Source organism: Bartonella sp. TS82HLJMH (assembly GCF_042193495.1).
Classification (GTDB): domain Bacteria; phylum Pseudomonadota; class Alphaproteobacteria; order Rhizobiales; family Rhizobiaceae; genus Bartonella; species Bartonella grahamii.
This window is the reverse complement of sequence record NZ_JBHILU010000002.1, coordinates 162,802-180,881: the sequence shown is the minus strand read 5'-3', so window position 1 is coordinate 180,881 and position 18,080 is coordinate 162,802. Positions and strand designations below refer to the sequence as shown.

The window sequence follows — 18,080 nt, the reverse complement described above, 5'->3', positions numbered from 1 at the left end:
GTACACAGGTTTGTTTGGGATAAGAGAGAATTTCCCTATTAGGGACTTCCTTTATATTGAGCGATACATGAAATGGATTGGCTCATTATGTTGAAAAGTGGAATATTTAATAAGGCTAGATCATCCATTTTAATGAAAATCAACAAAATATGCTTTTTATGCAAAAGCAGAAGCGGAAAAAATACTCATTCAACCAGTTGGAATTGAGGGAGGGAGAGATGCTGTAAATGTGTTAAAGAAATAACCGATAAGCTCAACTTATTTACTGAGATCTGGTCATAACAAGACGGCGTTTCGTTCTTTAGGAGTGTTTATTTCCATGCTATCTCCGTTTTTCACAGGCGGGGGAGTAATTTTGATTGATTAATATGAATAGGTTTGAAATGAAAGAAACTTACGGTGTTTCAGGATTTCATTACACTCTGTAAAACGATGAATTATCATTATAAAACAGTTTTTTGTGTAGACCATATAAATGGCAGAAGTTTTTTACGGGGATGTTTTTATGGTTGAGGCAACTGAGTGATCAAGCATTGTACAATGGGAGAGGGTATGGTAGAAGAATGTTTTAGCAAATAGTCTCTTTAAGTTAAGTCCATGGGTGAGCAAACGAGGCGGGATTTTCTGTTTTTGGTAACAGCTGTTGCAGGAGCAGTTGGAATGGGGGCGGTTGCGTGGCCTTTTATCCGTCAGTTGCGTCCAGATGAAGCTATTTTGGCATCTTCCTCTGTTGAGGTTGATCTTTCTGGTATTGAAGAGGGGATGTCGGTGACGGTAAAGTGGCGAGGGCAGCCTGTTGTTATTCGAAATCGTACGACAAAAGAAATTGCCGATGCACGCGCTACTGAATTGAGTCTTCTAAAAGATCGTCAAGCGCGCAATCCTAATCTTGAAGGTGAAAAAGAAGCAACAGATTTTGCGCGTTCAGCAGGTAAAGGACGTGAAAATTGGCTTATTGTCATTAATCTTTGTACGCATCTAGGCTGTGTAACACTTGGGCAATCGGGTAAATTTGGAGGATGGTTGTGTCCCTGTCATGGGTCTGTTTATGATACCGCTGGAAGAGTGCGGTCAGGTCCAGCTAACTATAATTTGGCTATTCCACCTTACCAATTTCTTTCTGATACTTTGCTCAAAATAGGATAAGGTTATGACAAGGTTTCCTCCTTATTGTCCTAAAAATGCTCTTGCTCGTTGGTTTGATAAGCGTTTTCCTCTTCCTCGTTTTTTTTATAATACATTTGTTATTTTTCCTGTTCCGCGTAATCTTAATTACGTTTACACATTTGGCGGTATTTTGACCATTATGCTTTTATCACAGCTCTTGACTGGTATTGTCTTGGCTATGCACTATGTTCCAGATATTCATTTGGCTTTTGAAACTAGTGAACGATTTCGACGTGAAGGGCAGTTTGGCTGGCTTTTTCGTCCATGGCATTCTGTAGGATCTTCGTTTTTTTTTATTGCTGTTTATATCCATTTGGCACGTGGACTTTATTATGGTTCTTATAAAAATATGCGAGAAATGGTATGGGTTACAGGTATTTTTATTTATATCATCATGATGGCAATAGCATTTTTTGGTTATGTGCTTGTTTGGGGGATGATGTCTATTTCAGCGGCTTCAGTAATTGCAGGGCTTTTAAAAACAATACCTTTGGTGGGGACATGGTTGCATGAGACACTTCTGGGTGGTTATGGCGTAGGACAACCAACGTTGAATCGTTTTTATGTTTTCCATTATGTTTTATCATTTGTTTTGCTTCTTTTTGTGGGGCTGCATATTTGGGCAATCCATTGTGTTGGGCAAGGCAATCCAACGGGTCTTGCTATACAATCAGATAAGGAAACGGTTCCATTTTCACCTTATGCGCTTATCAAAGATATTTTTGCTATTACTGTTTTTCTGATCTTCTTTGCCTGGTTTTTGTTTTATATGCCCGATTATATGGGGCAGGCTGAAAATTATAATGTGGCAGATCCGTTAAAAGCACCTCTTCGTGTGGTTCCAGAATGGTATTTTTTGCCTTTTTATGCGATACTTCGTGCTATAACTCTTGATATTGGTATTTTCCCTTCGACTTTTGTGGGCTTTGTTTTATTCGTCAGTTCGATTTGCATTTTAATTTTTGTGCCATGGTTAGACCGCTCTAAAATATGTTCAGCAAGATATCGACCTGTTTATAAAATTTTCTTTTGGGCGTTGGTTATTGATGTCGTTTTCCTTGGTTGGTTGGGGTCAAGAGAAATAAATGACAAAATCCTTTTATGGACGCAATTGGCTACGGTTTATTATTTTATATTCTTTTTGGTTATTTTGCCGACTTTGCCAGCCTTTGAAAAAAAATGTTCTCTTCCTTCTTCAATTATGCAAGATTTAAAACAGAAAAAAAAGAGACTATGGTAAATGTTTTTGTCGGACTGATTGTTATCGTTGCTATGAGCTTTTCTGCTCAGAGTTTAGCGAGAGATGCCTCTGTTCAGGAGGAGGAATTTATTTCTTTTCCTTTAAGGATTCCTAAAAAACAAGAATGGAGTTTTTCAGGTCCATTTGGGCTTTATGATAAGGCGCAATTGAGGCGTGGATTAAAGGTTTATAAACAAGTTTGTTCCAGCTGCCATGGGCTAAAATATGTGGCTTTTCGCAATTTAAAAGCTCTTGGGTATGATCAAGAACAGATTAAAGCTTTGGCGGGGCAATATGAAGTGCGCGATGGTCCTAATCGAGAAGGAAAATTTTTTAAACGTGCTGGGGTTGTAACGGATTATTTTCCTTCTCCCTTTGCACATGAAGAAGAAGCAAGATTTATTTTGAATAGTGCTTATCCTCCAGATTTGTCATTGATGGCACGTGCACGTGGTGTATCTTTGCCGTTTCCTGCTTTAATTACTGATGCGTTGTCTCATTATGATACATCTGGTCCAGATTATATTACAGCTCTTTTAACAGGATATCAGAAGGAACCGAAGGAGATAAAAATTGCGGATGGTTATTGGTATAATCCTTATTTTATTGCCGGTAACTCTTTAACTATGGCTCCTCCTTTGAGTGATGGTATGGTTTCTTATGAAGATGGAACCCCAGAAATCATTGAACATTACGCGCGCGATGTTTCTGCTTTTTTGATGTGGGCTGCCGATCCTCATATGGAAATTCGTAAAAAAACCGGTTTTCGTGTTATTTTATTTTTAATCATTTTTGCAGGGTTTGTTTATATTTTAAAAAATCGTATTTGGTGTAGTTTAGAAGAAGAGTTAGAGAAAGAAACAAAAGACGAAATAAAGAGAAAATGGTAAAGCAACAAGGCTTGAAAGAGTATAGAGTATAAAGAGCATAAGGAACAAATCTGTTTATGATGCATTGAGGTTTTATAAAGTAAAAGCAAAGTAAAAATGGAGATGTTAAAATGAAAAAAATTGTATGTACTACTCTTATGTCAATTTTAATGGTTTCTAGTACTTACGCCCAGTTTTTTGAAGTGCCTTCAAAACCTGAAATGATCTCTTCGACGGGTATTGTACAAGTGGGGGTAGATAAGTCTGTGCGTTATGTGACACCTTTAGCAACCGATTTTGTTGCTTCCAGCCTTATAGGCGCCAATGTATATAATATAGAAGATGAAAATATTGGTGAAGTAAAAGATATTATTTTACGTGAAAATAATATTGCAGGGTTTGTTGTTGCTGTTGGAGGTTTTCTTGGCATAGGCGAGAGTTATGTGGTAGTTTCTCCAGAAACAATCCAGATGACAAATGATTATGGTAAATGGAAACTCATTACAAATGCGACAAAGGATTCTTTAAAGGACGCTCCATCATTTAAATACGAAGGGCGTTGGACGCGCTAATTTTATATTTCCATTCTTTAATGGATAAAACTGTTGCTATCATAATAATATAATATGCTAGCAACGTTTTTTTGTTCAAAAAATTCTTGGGAGCTTTTGCGACAAGATTCCAAGGACCCATTACAAAGTTTTTAAGATAAACTATTAAGACAGAGTGAAGATTTAAGTATTATGTTTAAATAACATGACATCGCCATCTTGCACAATGTAGTCTTTTCCTTCATCGCGGGCTTTTCCTGCTTCTTTTGCACCGCTTTCTCCACCCAGAGCAATATAGTCATTGTAGCTGATGGTTTGGGCACGAATGAAACCGCGCTCAAAATCTGAGTGAATAACGCCAGCTGCTTGGGGAGCTTTTGTACCACGCGTAATTGTCCATGCTCGTGTTTCCTTAGGCCCACAGGTGAAGTAAGTAATGAGATCAAGTAAATGGTAACCAGCACGAATAAGGCGATTTAAACTTGGTTCAAAGAGTCCAAGAGCATTGAGATATTCTGATGCTTCAGCCTCACTCAGTTGTGTGATTTCCGCTTCGATAGAAGCAGAAATGATAATGCTTTGCGCATTTTGCTCTGTTGCCATTTTTTCAACTGTTTGGGTAAAGCTATTTCCATGAGCGGCGTCATTTTCGCTTACGTTACAAACATAAAGTACAGGTTTGGAGGTTAAAAGATTCAAACTCTTAAGAATGTGGTGTTCATCGGAAGAGATATTTTTGAGTAATAACCGGACAGGGTTTCCCTGTTGCAGTATGTTTAATGCTTTTTCCATAATGGGTAAAATTGTGAGAGCTTCTTTGTCTTTTCCGGTTGCACGTTTACGGATTTGTACGATTCGTCGCTCAAGGCTCTCAAGATCGGCAAGCATGAGTTCGGTTTCAACGGTTGTGGCATCAGAAACAGGATCAATACGTCCTTCTACATGGGTAATATCTTCATTTTGAAAACAGCGTAAAACGTGGACAATGGCATCGACTTCGCGAATATTGGCTAAAAATTTGTTTCCTAAACCTTCGCCTTTTGAAGCTCCTCGTACAAGCCCCGCAATATCGACGAAGTTAATGCGTGTAGGAATTATTTCTTTTGAACCAGCGATTGATGCAATTTTTTCCATTCGTAAATCTGGAACAGCAACTTCACCGGTATTGGGTTCAATGGTACAAAAAGGATAATTGGCAGCCTGTGCAGTGGCTGTTTTTGTTAATGCATTAAAAAGAGTTGATTTCCCAACATTAGGTAATCCGACAATACCGCATTTAAAGCCCATGAGAGTCTTTCTTTTCTTTTGATTTTATAGTCAAGATAGCTTCTTTTTTATAGCATATTTTCAGAAGAGTTATAGTCTTTGTGTTGCGATAAGTGAGAAAAAAGTCTAAAGTAACAGATAATCTGCTTTTTTTACCTTAGTTCTTCTTATCTTAATGCTCTCCTTAGTCTCAAGGATAAGAAAACTTCGAATTAATGTTAATAGTGTGCTAAGTTTTTCATGGTATGCAAATCTGCATAAATAATTAATCGGAGAAAATAGAAGAGTGTTATCTCGTTGTGCCTTTTTAATCGCAGCACTTTTGGCTTTAGCTGGATGTGCTACACATCAGTCAGATATGTCATCGGTTCCTTTTCAACAAGTTCGATACATTCCACCAGAAATACAGGCTTTGTACGGTCCTGTAACGAATGAGACCTATTCGTTACCTGCTGTTGATCTTGCGACAATTGATCCAAAGTTTTGGCGACAAGAAGTGATTTATTATACATCTTATCCACCTGGAACATTGGTTGTAGATACGCAAGAGTGTTTTCTTTACCTTATTGGTGAAAATGGAAAGGCTTTGCGTTATGGGATTGGGGTCGGTAAGGAAGGTTTAGCATTTGAAGGTGAAGGGGTTGTACAGCGCAAGCGTCGGTGGCCAAATTGGGCTCCTACTGCAGCTATGATGGCTCGAGAACCAGAACGTTATGGTCATCTTGGGAAAGGAATGCCACCAGGACCCGATAATCCGTTAGGTGCACGGGCACTTTATTTGTTCAAAAATGGGAAAGATACACTTTTCCGTATTCATGGCTCACACGAATCGTGGTCAATTGGGCGTGCTATTTCAAGTGGGTGTATTCGTTTGCTTAATCAAGATATTATTGATCTTTATGATCGTGTTCCTGTTGGTTCGCGTGTTGTGGTATTGCAAAACAATAGTAGTATTCCTACAGTTTATAGTCAACAATCAAATGGCTACGATCCGCTACAGTCGACCATTCAGCCAAATGAATTTTTTTAATTTGGGGGAGAAGATTGAAGAGAGCCGTTTGAGTATTTTGGTTTTCTGTTCAATATTCTCTTTCTCTCAAAAGAGAATATAAGCCTTTCTTTTTCAAAAGTGTATACAAGCTTGTATTCTTATTTTATTTTCTAGCTTCTCAGGTTGCCAACAGATTTTGCCTTTGAGAAAGTGTATAAGAGGCATTTTTTTTCAAGAGTTCTTATCCATATGCTTCACGCGACTGTGACACGCAAGTTAATGGTTTTGATTGTTTTTTATCGTTTGTGAAATTTCATTCATAAAGAGGGATTTGTCATCTTTTATAAGGAGAGCGATATGTTTTGCAATTGTCTCTAAGAGAGGGGATAACCACTCTTGATCAGATTTGGTAAAATTTCCCAGAACATGCTGATGAACAAGTTCTTTGCTTCCAGGATGACCAATTCCTATACGTATACGACAATAGCCAGTACCACAATGGGCATCAATAGACTTAATACCATTATGCCCATTATTTCCTCCACCAATTTTTATACGAACTTTTCCCGGTGACAGGTCTAACTCATCATAAATGATGATCAAATTCTTCAGATCTAATTTATAAAATCGCAAAGCTTCACCGATAGCTTGACCAGAGAGATTCATGAAAGTTTGTGGTTTTATAAGAAAAATTTTCTCATTATTTATGAAACCATTAGAGATTTCTGCTTGAAACTTCTTCGACCATGGAGAAAAAGAGAAGGACTGATAAATGGCATCAACAGCCATAAAACCGATATTATGGCGGTTATTTTGATATTGTAAACCAGGATTGCCAAGACCAGCAATAAGCCACATGTGTATCTTCAGTCAAAGTATGAGTAAGGGTAATGTCTCATAAATTAAGGCGGAAAAAATTCCCGCCTTTTGAGTTTTATGAAGTTTGCGTGTCTTCTTCATCATCTTCTTGTTCAGAAGTTTCATCGCTGACATCCATGCCAGCAGGAGCTGCAATGGTTGCAATGGTAAAATCTCGATCTTGGATGATGGGAGTCACATCTTTTGGCAGTTGCACTGCTGAAATGTGAATAGAATCACCAATAGAGTAGCTGGAGAGATCAATTTCAATAGCTTCAGGAATAGCACTTGCTGGAGCCGTACATTCAATTTCGTGCCGAACAATATTGAGGACACCACCCTTTTTAAGTCCAGGTGCTGTATCTTCATTGAGGAAGTGGACAGGAATATTCACTTCTACAACGGATTTTGCTGAAATGCGTAAGAAATCTACATGGAGGGGAAAGTCACGCACGGGATCTAATTGATAATCTTTTGGCAAAACCATAATTTTTTGCTTGTCAAGAATAATCGTTGCAATGGTGGTACGAAAGCCACCGGCATGAATTTTGTAGAAAATTTCTTTATAGGGAACTGTTATTGCCAAGGGAGGTTGTTTTTCACCATAAATGACAGCAGGAATAAGACCGTTGCGGCGAAGTTCACGGGAGGACCCCTTACCAACCCGCTCGCGTTTTTCGGCCTTAAGAGTGTAGCTTTTGCTCATAATTTAAGTCCTTTTTACATGATTGGAGATCCTTCAAAAACAGTAATAGTTTTTGCATGGATATGAAGATATGCGCTAACCAACAGCGATCGCTCCATTCTGCGTTGCCTCCAAGGGTGTCTACGCAGAAGCTTGTTCTATAATTCAAACTATTCATAGATGCAAGAGTTGTGGGAAAAATCGATGATTTCTACCGTTAAAAAGGAGGAAATGTTACAAATTATGGTGTGGATGGAGAATCAACCAATATGTGCTGGCACTGATATGTTCAAAATCAAACACTGGAGATGTTATGAAGGTTGAGATTGCCTTGGGTGAGATGTCAGAGAGTCGTGCTTTGCATAAATCGATGCCAGCACTTCTTGATCTGGAAGAATTATTGGCGACACGTCTTCTTGTACAAGGTAATTCTGGTTCAGGGAAATCACATCTTTTACGCCGTCTTTTAGAGCAAAGTGCTAAGTGGGTGCAGCATTGTGTAATTGATCCAGAAGGCGATTTTGTAACCTTGGCAGATAAATTTGGTCATGTTATTGTAGAGGCTCAACGTAGTGAATTAGAATTGACTCGTATTGCCCATCGCATTCGACAACATCGGGTTTCAGTGGTATTCAATCTTGAAGGTTTGGATACTGAACAACAGATGCGTGCTGTAGGGGCTTTCCTTGGGGCACTGTTTGATGTAGAACGTGATTATTGGTATCCTATGCTTGTCGTTGTCGATGAAGCACAATTGTTTGCTCCAACTGCGGCAGGAGAAGTTTCTGATGAAGCACGTAAGATTTCTCTTAGTGCTATGACCAATCTTATGTGTCGAGGGCGTAAACGTGGTCTTGCTGGTGTTATTGCAACACAACGTTTGGCTAAGTTGGCCAAAAATGTTGCTGCTGAAGCTTCAAACTTTTTAATAGGGCGGACTTTTTTAGATATTGATATGGTGCGTGCTGCTGATCTTTTGGGAATGGAGCGTCGCCAAGCGGAAATGTTTAGAGATCTTGAACGGGGGAATTTTATAGCTTTAGGCCCCGCTTTATCACGACGTCCCTTACCAATCATTATCGGTTCTGTTGAAACTTTGGCACGCTCTTCTAGCCCTAAATTAATGCCACTTCCAACAGAGCGGGATGATGTGCAAGAGCTCGTTTTTACTGCTTCACCAGAGGAAATTTTAACGCCATTTAAACAAACACGAGAGCCGATGAGGGAAAAATCAATGCACGAGATGTTAGAGGAGGTAGTGCATAAAAAACAAGAGTTGTTGGAAGAAAACCCGAGTTTATTTCCTGAACTTTCTGATGTTGAGCGTGACGGGCAAGCAGAACATATTATTCGGGAAATTCTTGAGGATTCAGAGGCTTTTTATCGTTCAACAGCGGTGCTTTATCAAGATTTTTCAGTTCGTTGTCGTATCCATGGTATGTCAAAGGTTCCTTTTAATCTTACACAATTTCGACGTAAATTGGCTATTGCTCAGGCTTTTGTTGATGAACAAACGGCTGTCAGTGAACATTGGAAACATATTTTGCAGATATCAGAAAGTTTAGAAGAAGATGTCCAAGGAGTCTTCTTGAATGTAGCACAGGCCGCATTAAGGGGAAAGCCATGTCCATCCGATGCATTTTTAGCACGTCTTTATGGGACTCATTCTTTAAGCCGTGCACGCCGACTTTTAACCTACTTTGAAGAGCGTGGTCTTATTGTTATTCATACGCATTTTAGTGGTCAACGTATTGTTGCATTTCCTGATCTTGCTGTTGAAACAGCACCAGGAGACCCCAAGGAACCACTTTAACCAAATAAGCTGGAAACCGATTGTTCTGCTGCTGTTCTTGCTATTGCTTCCCCAATAAGGTCGGCAATGGGCAAAACACGAATATTATGGGCTTTCTCAATAGCTTGTGTTGGCATAATTGAATCTGTAATAACCAATTCTTTCATCTCTGAATTGGTAATTCGTTCGATTGCATTACCAGAAAGAACACCGTGCGTGATATAAGCCGTGACACTATTGGCACCATGTTTAAGCAGAGCACTTGCTGCATTGCATAAAGTTCCACCTGAATCAACAATATCATCAAGTAAAAGGCAATCTTTTCCCGATACATCTCCAATGATATTCATAACCTCTGATTCACCGGGACGTTCACGACGTTTATCTACAATAGCAAGCAAACTGTTCAAACGCTTGGCGAGTGAGCGTGCGCGTACGACTCCACCCACATCAGGTGAAACAACGATAACATTTTCAAGAGAATAATGCACTTTGACATCGCGAGAAATAACAGGAACAGCATAGAGATTATCCGTAGGGATATCAAAAAAACCTTGAATTTGTCCTGCATGAAGGTCCAATGTTAAAACACGATGGGCCCCTGCTTCAGTAATCAGGTTGGCAACAAGTTTTGCGGAAATGGGAGTACGCGGACCAGGTTTTCTATCTTGGCGGGCATAGCCAAAATAAGGGATAACAGCTGTGATGCGACGTGCCGAAGAACGGCGAAGCGCATCAATCATGATGAGTAATTCCATCAAGTGATCATTGGCTGGGTAGGATGTAGATTGCAAAACAAACACGTCCTGTCCACGCACATTTTCATGCAATTCTACGAAAATCTCTTGATCAGCGAAACGTTTTACGGTGGCTTTGCCTAAGGGGATGTTCAAATAATTTGCAACATCTTCAGCTAGGCGTGGATTAGAATTTCCGCAGAAAAGTTTCATAGTAGAACCTCTGAATTATCATGGTGGGAATGCGACACGGTTTTTAATTTCTTTTTATTAAATTGCAAGAGAACAATTACAAAAGCCTTACAATTTTATTGATTATTGTTAAAGAGCTATGCCGTCTGTTTTCTCTTTTTCCAAAAGTTTGTTTCTTTTAGAGCAAAGTTTTTTCTCCATGCGGCAAAGAAATACGTATTGATTAAGCTTTTTGGTTATTACTTGATAAAAAAATGCTTTCAATATGGGGAATGCTTCATATTTAAGATGAATGAAGGGGAGTAAATAAAAAGAAGTATCATCTTTCCTTCAATCATTATAACCAAACATTGAAAATGATTCAGAGCAGAAGCTATCATATTTTATGGGCTGGTAAATGATTTTGTAAAAAAAGCAAAGTACAATGGAATTTATTTTTACATTTGAGTAAAAAGTTTAGTTGTGCAGTTTTGGTATTGTTTTAAAGCATAAAAGAGGATCATCTTTTATTTTTTAGCATAATAGCAGAAATTTGCCGTCCGTAATCAGGTTCGCTGCGGTGTATTGCACGGCGATAGGAGAAAAAACGCTTTTCATCTTTGTAGGTACAAAGCTCTACACAAGAAGCTTTAACGCCTGCTTCTATGAGTTGATTTATAATGAATGCCCACAGATTAAAGTAAAAGTAATTTATTTTATCTGTTTTTATAAAATATTTTTGGTATTTGCTATGGCAATCAATAAATTGGTCGTAAAATTCACTTGTTACTTCGTAGTGACAAGGACCAATACAAGGTCCAAGGACCGCTGTTATTGATTGTCTTTTGGCTCCTTGTTTTTCCATAACAGCAATTGTTTTCTCGATAATTCCATTTAAGCTTCCGCGCCAGCCAGCATGAGTTGCAGCGATGACCCCAGCTTGTGGATCAGCAAACAGAATGGGGCCGCAATCTGCTGTAAGAATGCCGATTACGAGTTCTTGTGTGGTGGTAACGAGAGCATCGGCTTTAGGAGGGGAGTCGATAAAAGCTTTATCAATGACAACGACTTCACAAGAGTGTATTTGATTGACAGTGACTAAATTTTGTATCTCAACATCAAAATAATGAGCGACCAAAGTGCGGTTTTGTGTAATATGTTCAGGGTGATCATTTGAGCTTTGGCCAACATTAAGGCTTTTGTAAAGGCTTTTTGAAACACCACCTTGACGAGTAAAAAAACCATGTTTTATCCCATGGGTGTGTAAAGTAGAAAGATTTTTTGCAAGAATGGGATGAGGGATAGATTTCATAAAAGTTCCTTATGGAGATTATTTGAAGTGAGGGTGGAGATGTTCATATTTGTCAATGAATATTTCAGATAATGATGTGCTTATTGACAAAAGCGCCGATCATCAAAATTGGGGAGGGATGGAGATGTTTTTATCACTGAAATGTAAAACTTTAAATAATTTTCCCATTTGATCTTGACCAGCGAGCCGTTCGATGTCTTGGCGAATTTTGTTTTGCACAGGAGCACTTTTGCCAACTCCAAGCTGTTTTGCGCGTTTCAGCAGCCCCATTTTTAAAAGAAAATCTCCTTGCTCGAAGATTTCAGCAAAACAACCTTGTTCAAGGGCTATTTTTTTTAAAAAGAAAAAACCAACATGCGATGTTAAATCATGTTCACCAGGAGCATCAAAAATATCACGGAATCTGTGTTTTGACAGCGCTTGCAGGGTATCGCCAAATGCAAGATCAGCAGCACCATAGTCGATAAGTAAAGCAGAACCTGTCACTTGCACTAAATGGTGGCTGATTTGTTGCATGAACTGATGCCGTAAGGGGGCATATTCAAAAATTGTTCCGTCAGGCATTTTAGAACAATAGGTTTGTAGATAAGAAGAGGGAAGTTTATGCGGGGCAGCAATAAAGATGAGATCTCCATCTTGATTGACTGTAATGCAGCGCTCTTTCCATTCTCCATTGACTTTAATATATTGGTTGATAGGGAGTGTATCGAGAAATTCATTAGCTATGAGGAAGAGAGGTTTTGAAGGAATTTGATTAAAATTTTCAATGCTATGGATTTGTTTTTGATAAGAGCAAAGGCGCTTTTTTTGTTCTTTTGCGAGTTTTTTACTTATTTCAAGGAGAAAAACTTCAGCAGATTCAAATGCTGTCGTGGATAATTTTTGAATGGTACGCAAAACATCATCCATGAGAGTTCCACGTCCTGGACCTATTTCAGCGAGGATAAAAGGGTGAGGACAGCCATGAGCGTTCCAGCTTGCGAGAGTCCAAATGCCAATCATCTCTCCAAATAATTGGCTTATTTCAGGTGCTGTAATGAAATCACCGGTACGCCCAAAAGGTGTTTGTGTTTGATAATAACCAAATTGAGGATCGGTAAGTGCCAACGTCATATATTGGCTAACAGTGATTGGTCCATTAAGGGCAATAATTTCTTTAATTTTTTCTTTTAGATTGGCCATTTTCTGTCGATTTATATTTAAAGGCGTGGAGAAGAAGATAAAACCCTAAAAGAAGCATGGGAACAGATAAAGCCATGCCATAGGTAAAACCTGTAGAATGGAAAAGAGTCGAAAACCATTCTGGATCTTCTTGAGGCGCACGGTAGACTTCAGAAATGCTGCGTGCTACTGCGTAGCCTATAATAAATGTTCCTGCAACAGCTCCAGGGCGCTTTAATGCTTTGAAGGCAAAAATGATAAGGCATAAGATGATGAAGAGAAGAAATCCTTCCATGAAAGCTTCGTAAAGTTGGCTTGGATGGCGCGGTAGATAGTGAGGATCGAGAGGAAAACAAACAGCCCAAGGACGTGTAGTAATATTGCCCCATAACTCTTGGTTAATGAAGTTGCAAATTCGTACAATGCCGATACCAATAGGAGCACCTGCAGCAATGATATCAAACATGGCTCGTATGTTAATATGATTTTTACTGGCAAACCAGATCATAGCAATGATAATACCAATAAGTCCGCCATGAAAGGACATTCCCCCATCCCATACGGCAATGATAGCACTTGGATGGTTAAAATAGTAAATGGGATCCCATACAAGAACTTGTCCTAAACGCCCTCCGACAACAACACTTATAGCAGACCAGACAACAAAATCTCCGATCTTTTCTTTATCCATAGGAGGGTGGTCTCTATACCATAGAGATGTTTTTTTTAATAATTTTTGCGCATACCACCAAGCAAAAAGAATACCCACCACGTAACCAAGTCCATACCAATGAAGTGCTATGGGACCTAACTGGATAATGACAGGATCAAGAAAAGACGGAAAAGCAATGGCTGGACAAGACAGATTGTTCATGAATTAAGCATCTTACATTATACGAGATGAATATGAAGTGACTCTGATGGTTAGAAATGACAGATGAATGCACAATGGTCAAGTCAGTAGGGAGGCTCGTCAGAAAGGGGGATAGATTTCCACTGGTTTATCGCGGTAAAAAAAATATGGTGATAAAAGAAATCTTAAAAAATCGTCATGAAAAATCTGCACAGCATGTAAAATATAGGGTAAAAGGAACAAATTACAGTATCTAAATGTTATGAGAATACGCTATAATGCGTGCATCAATAATTAAAATTTAAGGAAAAATGTTATGCGTAATGGATCAAATCGTATTCTTGATGAATTAGCAAAATTAGCAACAGATGCTGCTGACGTCGCGCAAGGTATACGACGTGAAGCTGGAACAGCTTTTCGTGTGCAGGCTGAAAAGATAGCAAACAAACTTGATCTTGTTTCTCGCGAAGAGTTTGAGACTTTTAAGGAGATGGTGCTGAAAATCCATGCTGATAATGCTGATTTGAAAAGGCGCCTTGATGATTTAAAAAAAGATGATTTAAAAAACGCAGATACAAAAAAGTAAGATAGTTTCTTAAAAAAAGAATCTTCAAAAAAATATCCCCAATTTTTCAATATGATGCGTGAAACTAAAAAATGCTTAATCTTGAGTCTGTTAGAGCGGAGCATTTGTTTATTTTTGATTTTTTTTTGGGGTAAAATACATTTTTTTGAATCAGGGGGGCTGGCGCTATGAAATTGTATCAATACACTGAAAAGACTTGATGATTCGTTTTATGACTATCAGGTTGCCCTAAACAGCGCGATTGTGTTCTGGGTGTTTGTGTACTGTCGATGTTTTATGTGTATTTGTTTGGTGTAAAGGTCCTGATTGTAGCAAAATATTGTTACAGTTTAGGCGGTTTATATTCTGTTGACAATGTTTTTAAGATGATTGAGGATTGTGATGAGGCTTGCATTTTGCGCCACAGAGAGAAAAGAGCACCCTGTTGACTTTATCGAACAGATTGCCTGTGAATATGATTGGTCGTTTGAGCGGGATGCGCAAGATGAAATTAGCGTTTGTGTGGAAGGAAAGCGCGCAAATTATCGTCTTGCTTTTTCATGGATGGAAGAGCATGAAGCACTTCATTTGGCTTGTTCGTTTGATCTCTCTATTAAAAATGCTCGAACAGCTGAAATACAGCGCTTATTGCTAGCAATTAATGAAAAGTTGTTGTTGGGACATTTTGATTACTGGCAAAGGAATAATTCAGTTATTTATCGGCAAGGTCTTCTTTTGGCTGGTGGGATGCATCCATCTCATATACAGGTTGAAACATTGTTGATACATGCACTTAAAGCCTGTGAAAGCCATTATGTTGCATTTCAGATGGTTGCTTTGTCGGGAGAAAGTGCTTACAAGGCACTGCAGTACACTTTGTTTGAAACTGTAGGGAATGCCTAAATACACAGTCTGTTATTTTTACAGACTGTTTGCTGAAATATTGCTCATAGGGGGATATCAAGAATAGCGCGTAATCCCCCCAGTGGGCTCTCATCTAATTGTATATTGCCACCATGGCTGCGCGCTATGTCTTGAGCAATAGAAAGACCAAGTCCTGTTCCACTTGCATCTTGATTTCGCGCCTTATCAAGTCGAAAGAATGGCTTAAAAACTTCTGTGCGCATATTTTCATGAATTCCAGGTCCATTATCATCGATTATCAATATAAAAGATTCTTGTTGAGAGTTAGCTGTTAGTTTAACGGTTGTGCCGTAACAAAATGCATTCGATACAAGATTGCTGACCAAGCGTGTGAAAGCACGGGGACGTACTTGTATTTCTGTAGGACCTTCAATAGTGTAAGAGAATTGACGTTTGTGAAGATGAGCATCGGCGGAGAATTTTTGCATAAGAGCATTTAAATCAAAAGTCTTGACACTTTCACTTTTTTCACCACGAGCAAAAGCAAGATAATCTTCTAACATATTTTGCATGTCACTTACATCTTGCTCAAGCGGTTTAATATCAAAGTCAGTATTTACTAATGCTAGCTGAAGTTTAAAGCGTGTAAGAATGGTTCTTAAATCATGACTTACTCCTGAGAGCATCATGGTGCGTTGTTCGATTTGGCGTTCAATACGTTCTCGCATACGTAAAAAAGCAATGCCAGCACGACGGACTTCATCAGCTCCTTGTGGTTGAAATCCTTGTGGTAAAGGACGACCACGTCCAAAGCTTTCTGCTGCTTCAGCCAATTGTTGAATAGGTTTAATTTGATTGCGCAAAAAGTATATTGCTATCAGCAATAAAACAAGAGCTGTTCCTACCATCCAGCTTAAAAAAATAGCAGTATTGGAAGCGTAGGCTTGGCTGCGTGGAGCAAAGACGCGTAAGATGTTGTGACCAAGGTGGATACGGATTTCAACAAGATCAGAATCTCCTACGGTATCGATCCAGAAGGGACGGTTAATTTGGCGGGTGATTTCTTCACTTAAAAAATAGTCAAGAATTGCAAAAAATGGCTTAGGTCCTGGAGGGGGTAAGGAGGTAGGAGATAGAATAGAAATGTTTAATCCCATACGTTGTTGTGCAATACGCTTAATATCTTCATAGTTATCTTGTTGGGGATATGTTTCAAGAATATCAATAATGGCTGAAATGTCATGCACCACAGCCATTGAAAGACGCTCGGTTACCATTTGCCAATGGCGTTCCATAAAGACATAAGCAATGACTGTTTGCAGAAGTACCATGGGAGCGATAATAATGATCAAAGAGCGAGCATAAAGCCGTTTAGGCATTTTTTTCGTTAACCATCGAAGAAAAAATCTTAAAGGCTTGATCATTCTTGTGCCTATTCAATAGAGAGTTTATACCCTATTCCTCGCACGGTTTGGAGCCATATAGGCAGTGTTGGGTTTTTTTCGATTTTACGACGAAGGCGGTTGATCTGTACATCAATGGCACGTTCACTTATATTGCTGTCATCGGTCGCGAATTTATGGCGCGGAATTGTATCGCCTGCATTTTCGGCAAAAATGACCATCATTTCTTGTTCTTTATCTGTTAATTTAATAATTTCTCCTCCTTTTTTGAGTTCGCGCCGTGAAATTGAAAATATATAAGGTCCAAAAACGATCTGCTCAATTTTGGGTTGGTGAGAAGGAAAACCACGCCGTAAAATGGCATTGATACGAAGGAGAAGCTCACGAGGGTCAAAAGGCTTAGCAAGATAATCATCTGCACCCGCTTCTAAGCCATGGATACGATTGTCTATTTCTGATAAAGCTGTTAGCATGAAGATAGGAACATCCTTTGTTTGACGGAGTGAATGAGTAAGATCAATACCGTTTTCACCAGGCATCATGACATCAACAATAAGAAGATCAAAATCTAAACTTGCCAACAGTCGTCTTGCTTCATTAGCATTGGCTGAAACTGAAACACGAAATCCATTTTTAATGAGAAACTGAAATAAAAGATTGCGAATACGAGTGTCGTCATCAATCACAAGAAGGTGAGGTGCGTCATCACACAAAACTTGAACATGATCGGACATTCTTAAAAACCTTGACAAAAATTTAGTTTACACAAAATGCAAGTTTACATAAGTTGTATAAAGCTGTCGAGCAGCACCTTTAGCTTAAAGGAGAGAAAGTTTTATTTATAGATTTAAAAAAGTTATTTTGAAAAGGATATTATGGGTAGTCTTAATATACATATTATTCCAGTTACGACATTCCAACAAAATTGCACTTTGCTTTTTGATAGTGAATGTAAAACGGGGGTTCTTGTTGATCCTGGTGGTGATTGGCCGCGGATTCAAGATGTAATCGAAAAGAATGGCGTTATCGTTGAGGCTATTTGGATAACACATGGTCATTTTGATCATGTGGGAGCAGCAATGCAAGCGAAAGAAGTGCTTAATGTAAAAATTATCGGTTCACATCGCGATGATAAGCCTGTGATGGATGCCGTGAGCGAAAGCGCAAAAAATTACGGCATCACTGATGCTTGCACCTGTATTCCTGACCAATGGTTAGAAGATGGTGAGTGCGTTCATTTTGCTGGACATGTGTTTAAGGTTTTTCACACCCCAGGACATTCTCCTGGTCATGTTATTTATTTCAATGAAAAAGAACGCTTAGTCCTCTTGGGTGATGTTCTCTTTCGTGGTTCTATTGGACGTACGGATTTTCCATTCTGTTCTCATGAAGAGTTGATGAAATCTCTTAAGGAGAAAGTTTTGCCATTAGGCGATGATGTTTGTTTTATCTGTGGGCATGGTCCCAAAAGTAGCATAGGCTATGAGCGCCAAAATAATCCTTTTCTTCAAGATTTTTATATATGAGCAAACAAAAAAACGCTTTGAAGCGTTTTTTTTTGCCATTTAAGACTTTTTTAGTAGGACGGAACAGAA

18 protein-coding genes are annotated in these 18,080 nt (G+C 38.9%); 9 read left to right on the top strand and 9 right to left on the bottom strand.

What is annotated here, in order from left to right; all coding sequences use genetic code 11:
- Positions 1 to 597: 597 nt before the first annotated feature.
- The 4 genes from petA to ACFIKO_RS01685 all read left to right on the top strand — a co-directional run bounded on the left by petA (position 598) and on the right by ACFIKO_RS01685 (position 3,848).
- Positions 598 to 1,146 carry a ubiquinol-cytochrome c reductase iron-sulfur subunit gene (petA, locus tag ACFIKO_RS01700; protein WP_375673123.1) on the top strand — a complete coding sequence of 183 codons (549 nt, stop codon included), beginning with the start codon at positions 598 to 600 and terminating at the stop codon, positions 1,144 to 1,146.
- Between the two features lie 4 nt (positions 1,147 to 1,150).
- Positions 1,151 to 2,407 carry a cytochrome bc complex cytochrome b subunit gene (locus ACFIKO_RS01695; protein WP_375673122.1) on the top strand — a complete coding sequence of 419 codons (1,257 nt, stop codon included), beginning with the start codon at positions 1,151 to 1,153 and terminating at the stop codon, positions 2,405 to 2,407.
- Positions 2,401 to 3,297 (top strand): cytochrome c1, encoded by an 897-nt coding sequence (locus tag ACFIKO_RS01690; protein ID WP_375673121.1) that lies wholly within the window; start codon positions 2,401 to 2,403, stop codon positions 3,295 to 3,297. Before ACFIKO_RS01695 ends, ACFIKO_RS01690 begins: the two co-directional genes overlap by 7 nt.
- A 110-nt stretch (positions 3,298 to 3,407) precedes the next feature.
- The gene (locus tag ACFIKO_RS01685) at positions 3,408 to 3,848 is read left to right on the top strand and encodes a PRC-barrel domain-containing protein (protein WP_375619355.1); all 441 of its coding nucleotides are present in this window, start codon (positions 3,408 to 3,410) and stop codon (positions 3,846 to 3,848) included.
- A 162-nt stretch (positions 3,849 to 4,010) separates the two neighbouring features.
- Here ACFIKO_RS01685 and ychF read toward each other — a convergent pair whose 3' ends face one another.
- Positions 4,011 to 5,114 carry a redox-regulated ATPase YchF gene (gene ychF, locus ACFIKO_RS01680; protein WP_375619356.1) on the bottom strand — a complete coding sequence of 368 codons (1,104 nt, stop codon included), beginning with the start codon at positions 5,112 to 5,114 and terminating at the stop codon, positions 4,011 to 4,013.
- A gap of 265 nt (positions 5,115 to 5,379) precedes the next feature.
- Here ychF and ACFIKO_RS01675 point away from each other — a divergent pair, with 265 nt between their 5' ends.
- Positions 5,380 to 6,123, top strand: a complete 744-nt coding sequence (locus tag ACFIKO_RS01675) for a L,D-transpeptidase (RefSeq protein ID WP_375619357.1) — start codon at positions 5,380 to 5,382, stop codon at positions 6,121 to 6,123.
- A gap of 237 nt (positions 6,124 to 6,360) precedes the next feature.
- On the opposite strand, the gene pth is transcribed toward ACFIKO_RS01675, so the two are convergent.
- Together pth and ACFIKO_RS01665 are read right to left on the bottom strand one after the other, a co-directional pair.
- Complete coding sequence (pth, locus tag ACFIKO_RS01670) at positions 6,361 to 6,942, bottom strand: aminoacyl-tRNA hydrolase (protein ID WP_375619358.1); 582 nt, start codon at positions 6,940 to 6,942, stop codon at positions 6,361 to 6,363.
- A gap of 76 nt (positions 6,943 to 7,018) precedes the next feature.
- A complete protein-coding gene (locus tag ACFIKO_RS01665; RefSeq protein WP_375619359.1) occupies positions 7,019 to 7,648 on the bottom strand; it encodes a 50S ribosomal protein L25/general stress protein Ctc in 630 nt (209 codons plus the stop codon).
- A 292-nt stretch (positions 7,649 to 7,940) separates the two neighbouring features.
- Between ACFIKO_RS01665 and ACFIKO_RS01660 the strand changes: the two genes are divergently transcribed.
- Positions 7,941 to 9,440, top strand: a complete 1,500-nt coding sequence (locus ACFIKO_RS01660; protein ID WP_375619360.1) for a helicase HerA domain-containing protein — start codon at positions 7,941 to 7,943, stop codon at positions 9,438 to 9,440.
- Here ACFIKO_RS01660 and ACFIKO_RS01655 read toward each other — a convergent pair.
- The 4 genes from ACFIKO_RS01655 to lgt form a co-directional block, all read right to left on the bottom strand.
- Positions 9,437 to 10,369: a ribose-phosphate pyrophosphokinase gene (locus ACFIKO_RS01655; protein WP_012754888.1), complete on the bottom strand. Its 933-nt coding sequence runs from the start codon at positions 10,367 to 10,369 to the stop codon at positions 9,437 to 9,439. The two genes, ACFIKO_RS01660 and ACFIKO_RS01655, sit on opposite strands and share 4 nt — an antisense overlap.
- A 478-nt stretch (positions 10,370 to 10,847) precedes the next feature.
- The gene (gene pgeF / locus ACFIKO_RS01650) at positions 10,848 to 11,639 is read right to left on the bottom strand and encodes a peptidoglycan editing factor PgeF (protein ID WP_375673120.1); all 792 of its coding nucleotides are present in this window, start codon (positions 11,637 to 11,639) and stop codon (positions 10,848 to 10,850) included.
- A 102-nt stretch (positions 11,640 to 11,741) separates the two neighbouring features.
- On the bottom strand, positions 11,742 to 12,821 hold the full coding sequence (locus ACFIKO_RS01645; protein ID WP_375673119.1) for a class I SAM-dependent methyltransferase: 1,080 nt from the start codon (positions 12,819 to 12,821) through the stop codon (positions 11,742 to 11,744).
- On the bottom strand, positions 12,796 to 13,674 hold the full coding sequence (lgt, locus tag ACFIKO_RS01640) for a prolipoprotein diacylglyceryl transferase (RefSeq protein WP_375673118.1): 879 nt from the start codon (positions 13,672 to 13,674) through the stop codon (positions 12,796 to 12,798). Before lgt ends, ACFIKO_RS01645 begins: the two co-directional genes overlap by 26 nt.
- Positions 13,675 to 13,969: 295 nt before the next feature.
- Between lgt and ACFIKO_RS01635 the strand changes: the two genes are divergently transcribed.
- Both ACFIKO_RS01635 and ACFIKO_RS01630 read left to right on the top strand, forming a co-directional pair.
- Positions 13,970 to 14,239 (top strand): accessory factor UbiK family protein, encoded by a 270-nt coding sequence (locus tag ACFIKO_RS01635; RefSeq protein WP_012754892.1) that lies wholly within the window; start codon positions 13,970 to 13,972, stop codon positions 14,237 to 14,239.
- A gap of 381 nt (positions 14,240 to 14,620) precedes the next feature.
- Positions 14,621 to 15,121 (top strand): YbjN domain-containing protein, encoded by a 501-nt coding sequence (locus ACFIKO_RS01630; RefSeq protein WP_273724125.1) that lies wholly within the window; start codon positions 14,621 to 14,623, stop codon positions 15,119 to 15,121.
- A gap of 44 nt (positions 15,122 to 15,165) precedes the next feature.
- On the opposite strand, the gene ACFIKO_RS01625 is transcribed toward ACFIKO_RS01630, so the two are convergent.
- Entirely contained in the window at positions 15,166 to 16,506 is a 1,341-nt protein-coding gene (locus ACFIKO_RS01625; protein ID WP_375619364.1) for an ATP-binding protein, read from the bottom strand.
- Positions 16,507 to 16,514: 8 nt separating this feature from the next.
- On the bottom strand, positions 16,515 to 17,219 hold the full coding sequence (locus ACFIKO_RS01620) for a response regulator (protein ID WP_375619366.1): 705 nt from the start codon (positions 17,217 to 17,219) through the stop codon (positions 16,515 to 16,517).
- A 141-nt stretch (positions 17,220 to 17,360) separates the two neighbouring features.
- Here ACFIKO_RS01620 and ACFIKO_RS01615 point away from each other — a divergent pair, with 141 nt between their 5' ends.
- A complete protein-coding gene (locus tag ACFIKO_RS01615) occupies positions 17,361 to 18,011 on the top strand; it encodes an MBL fold metallo-hydrolase (RefSeq protein WP_375619367.1) in 651 nt (216 codons plus the stop codon).
- Positions 18,012 to 18,080: the final 69 nt, after the last annotated feature.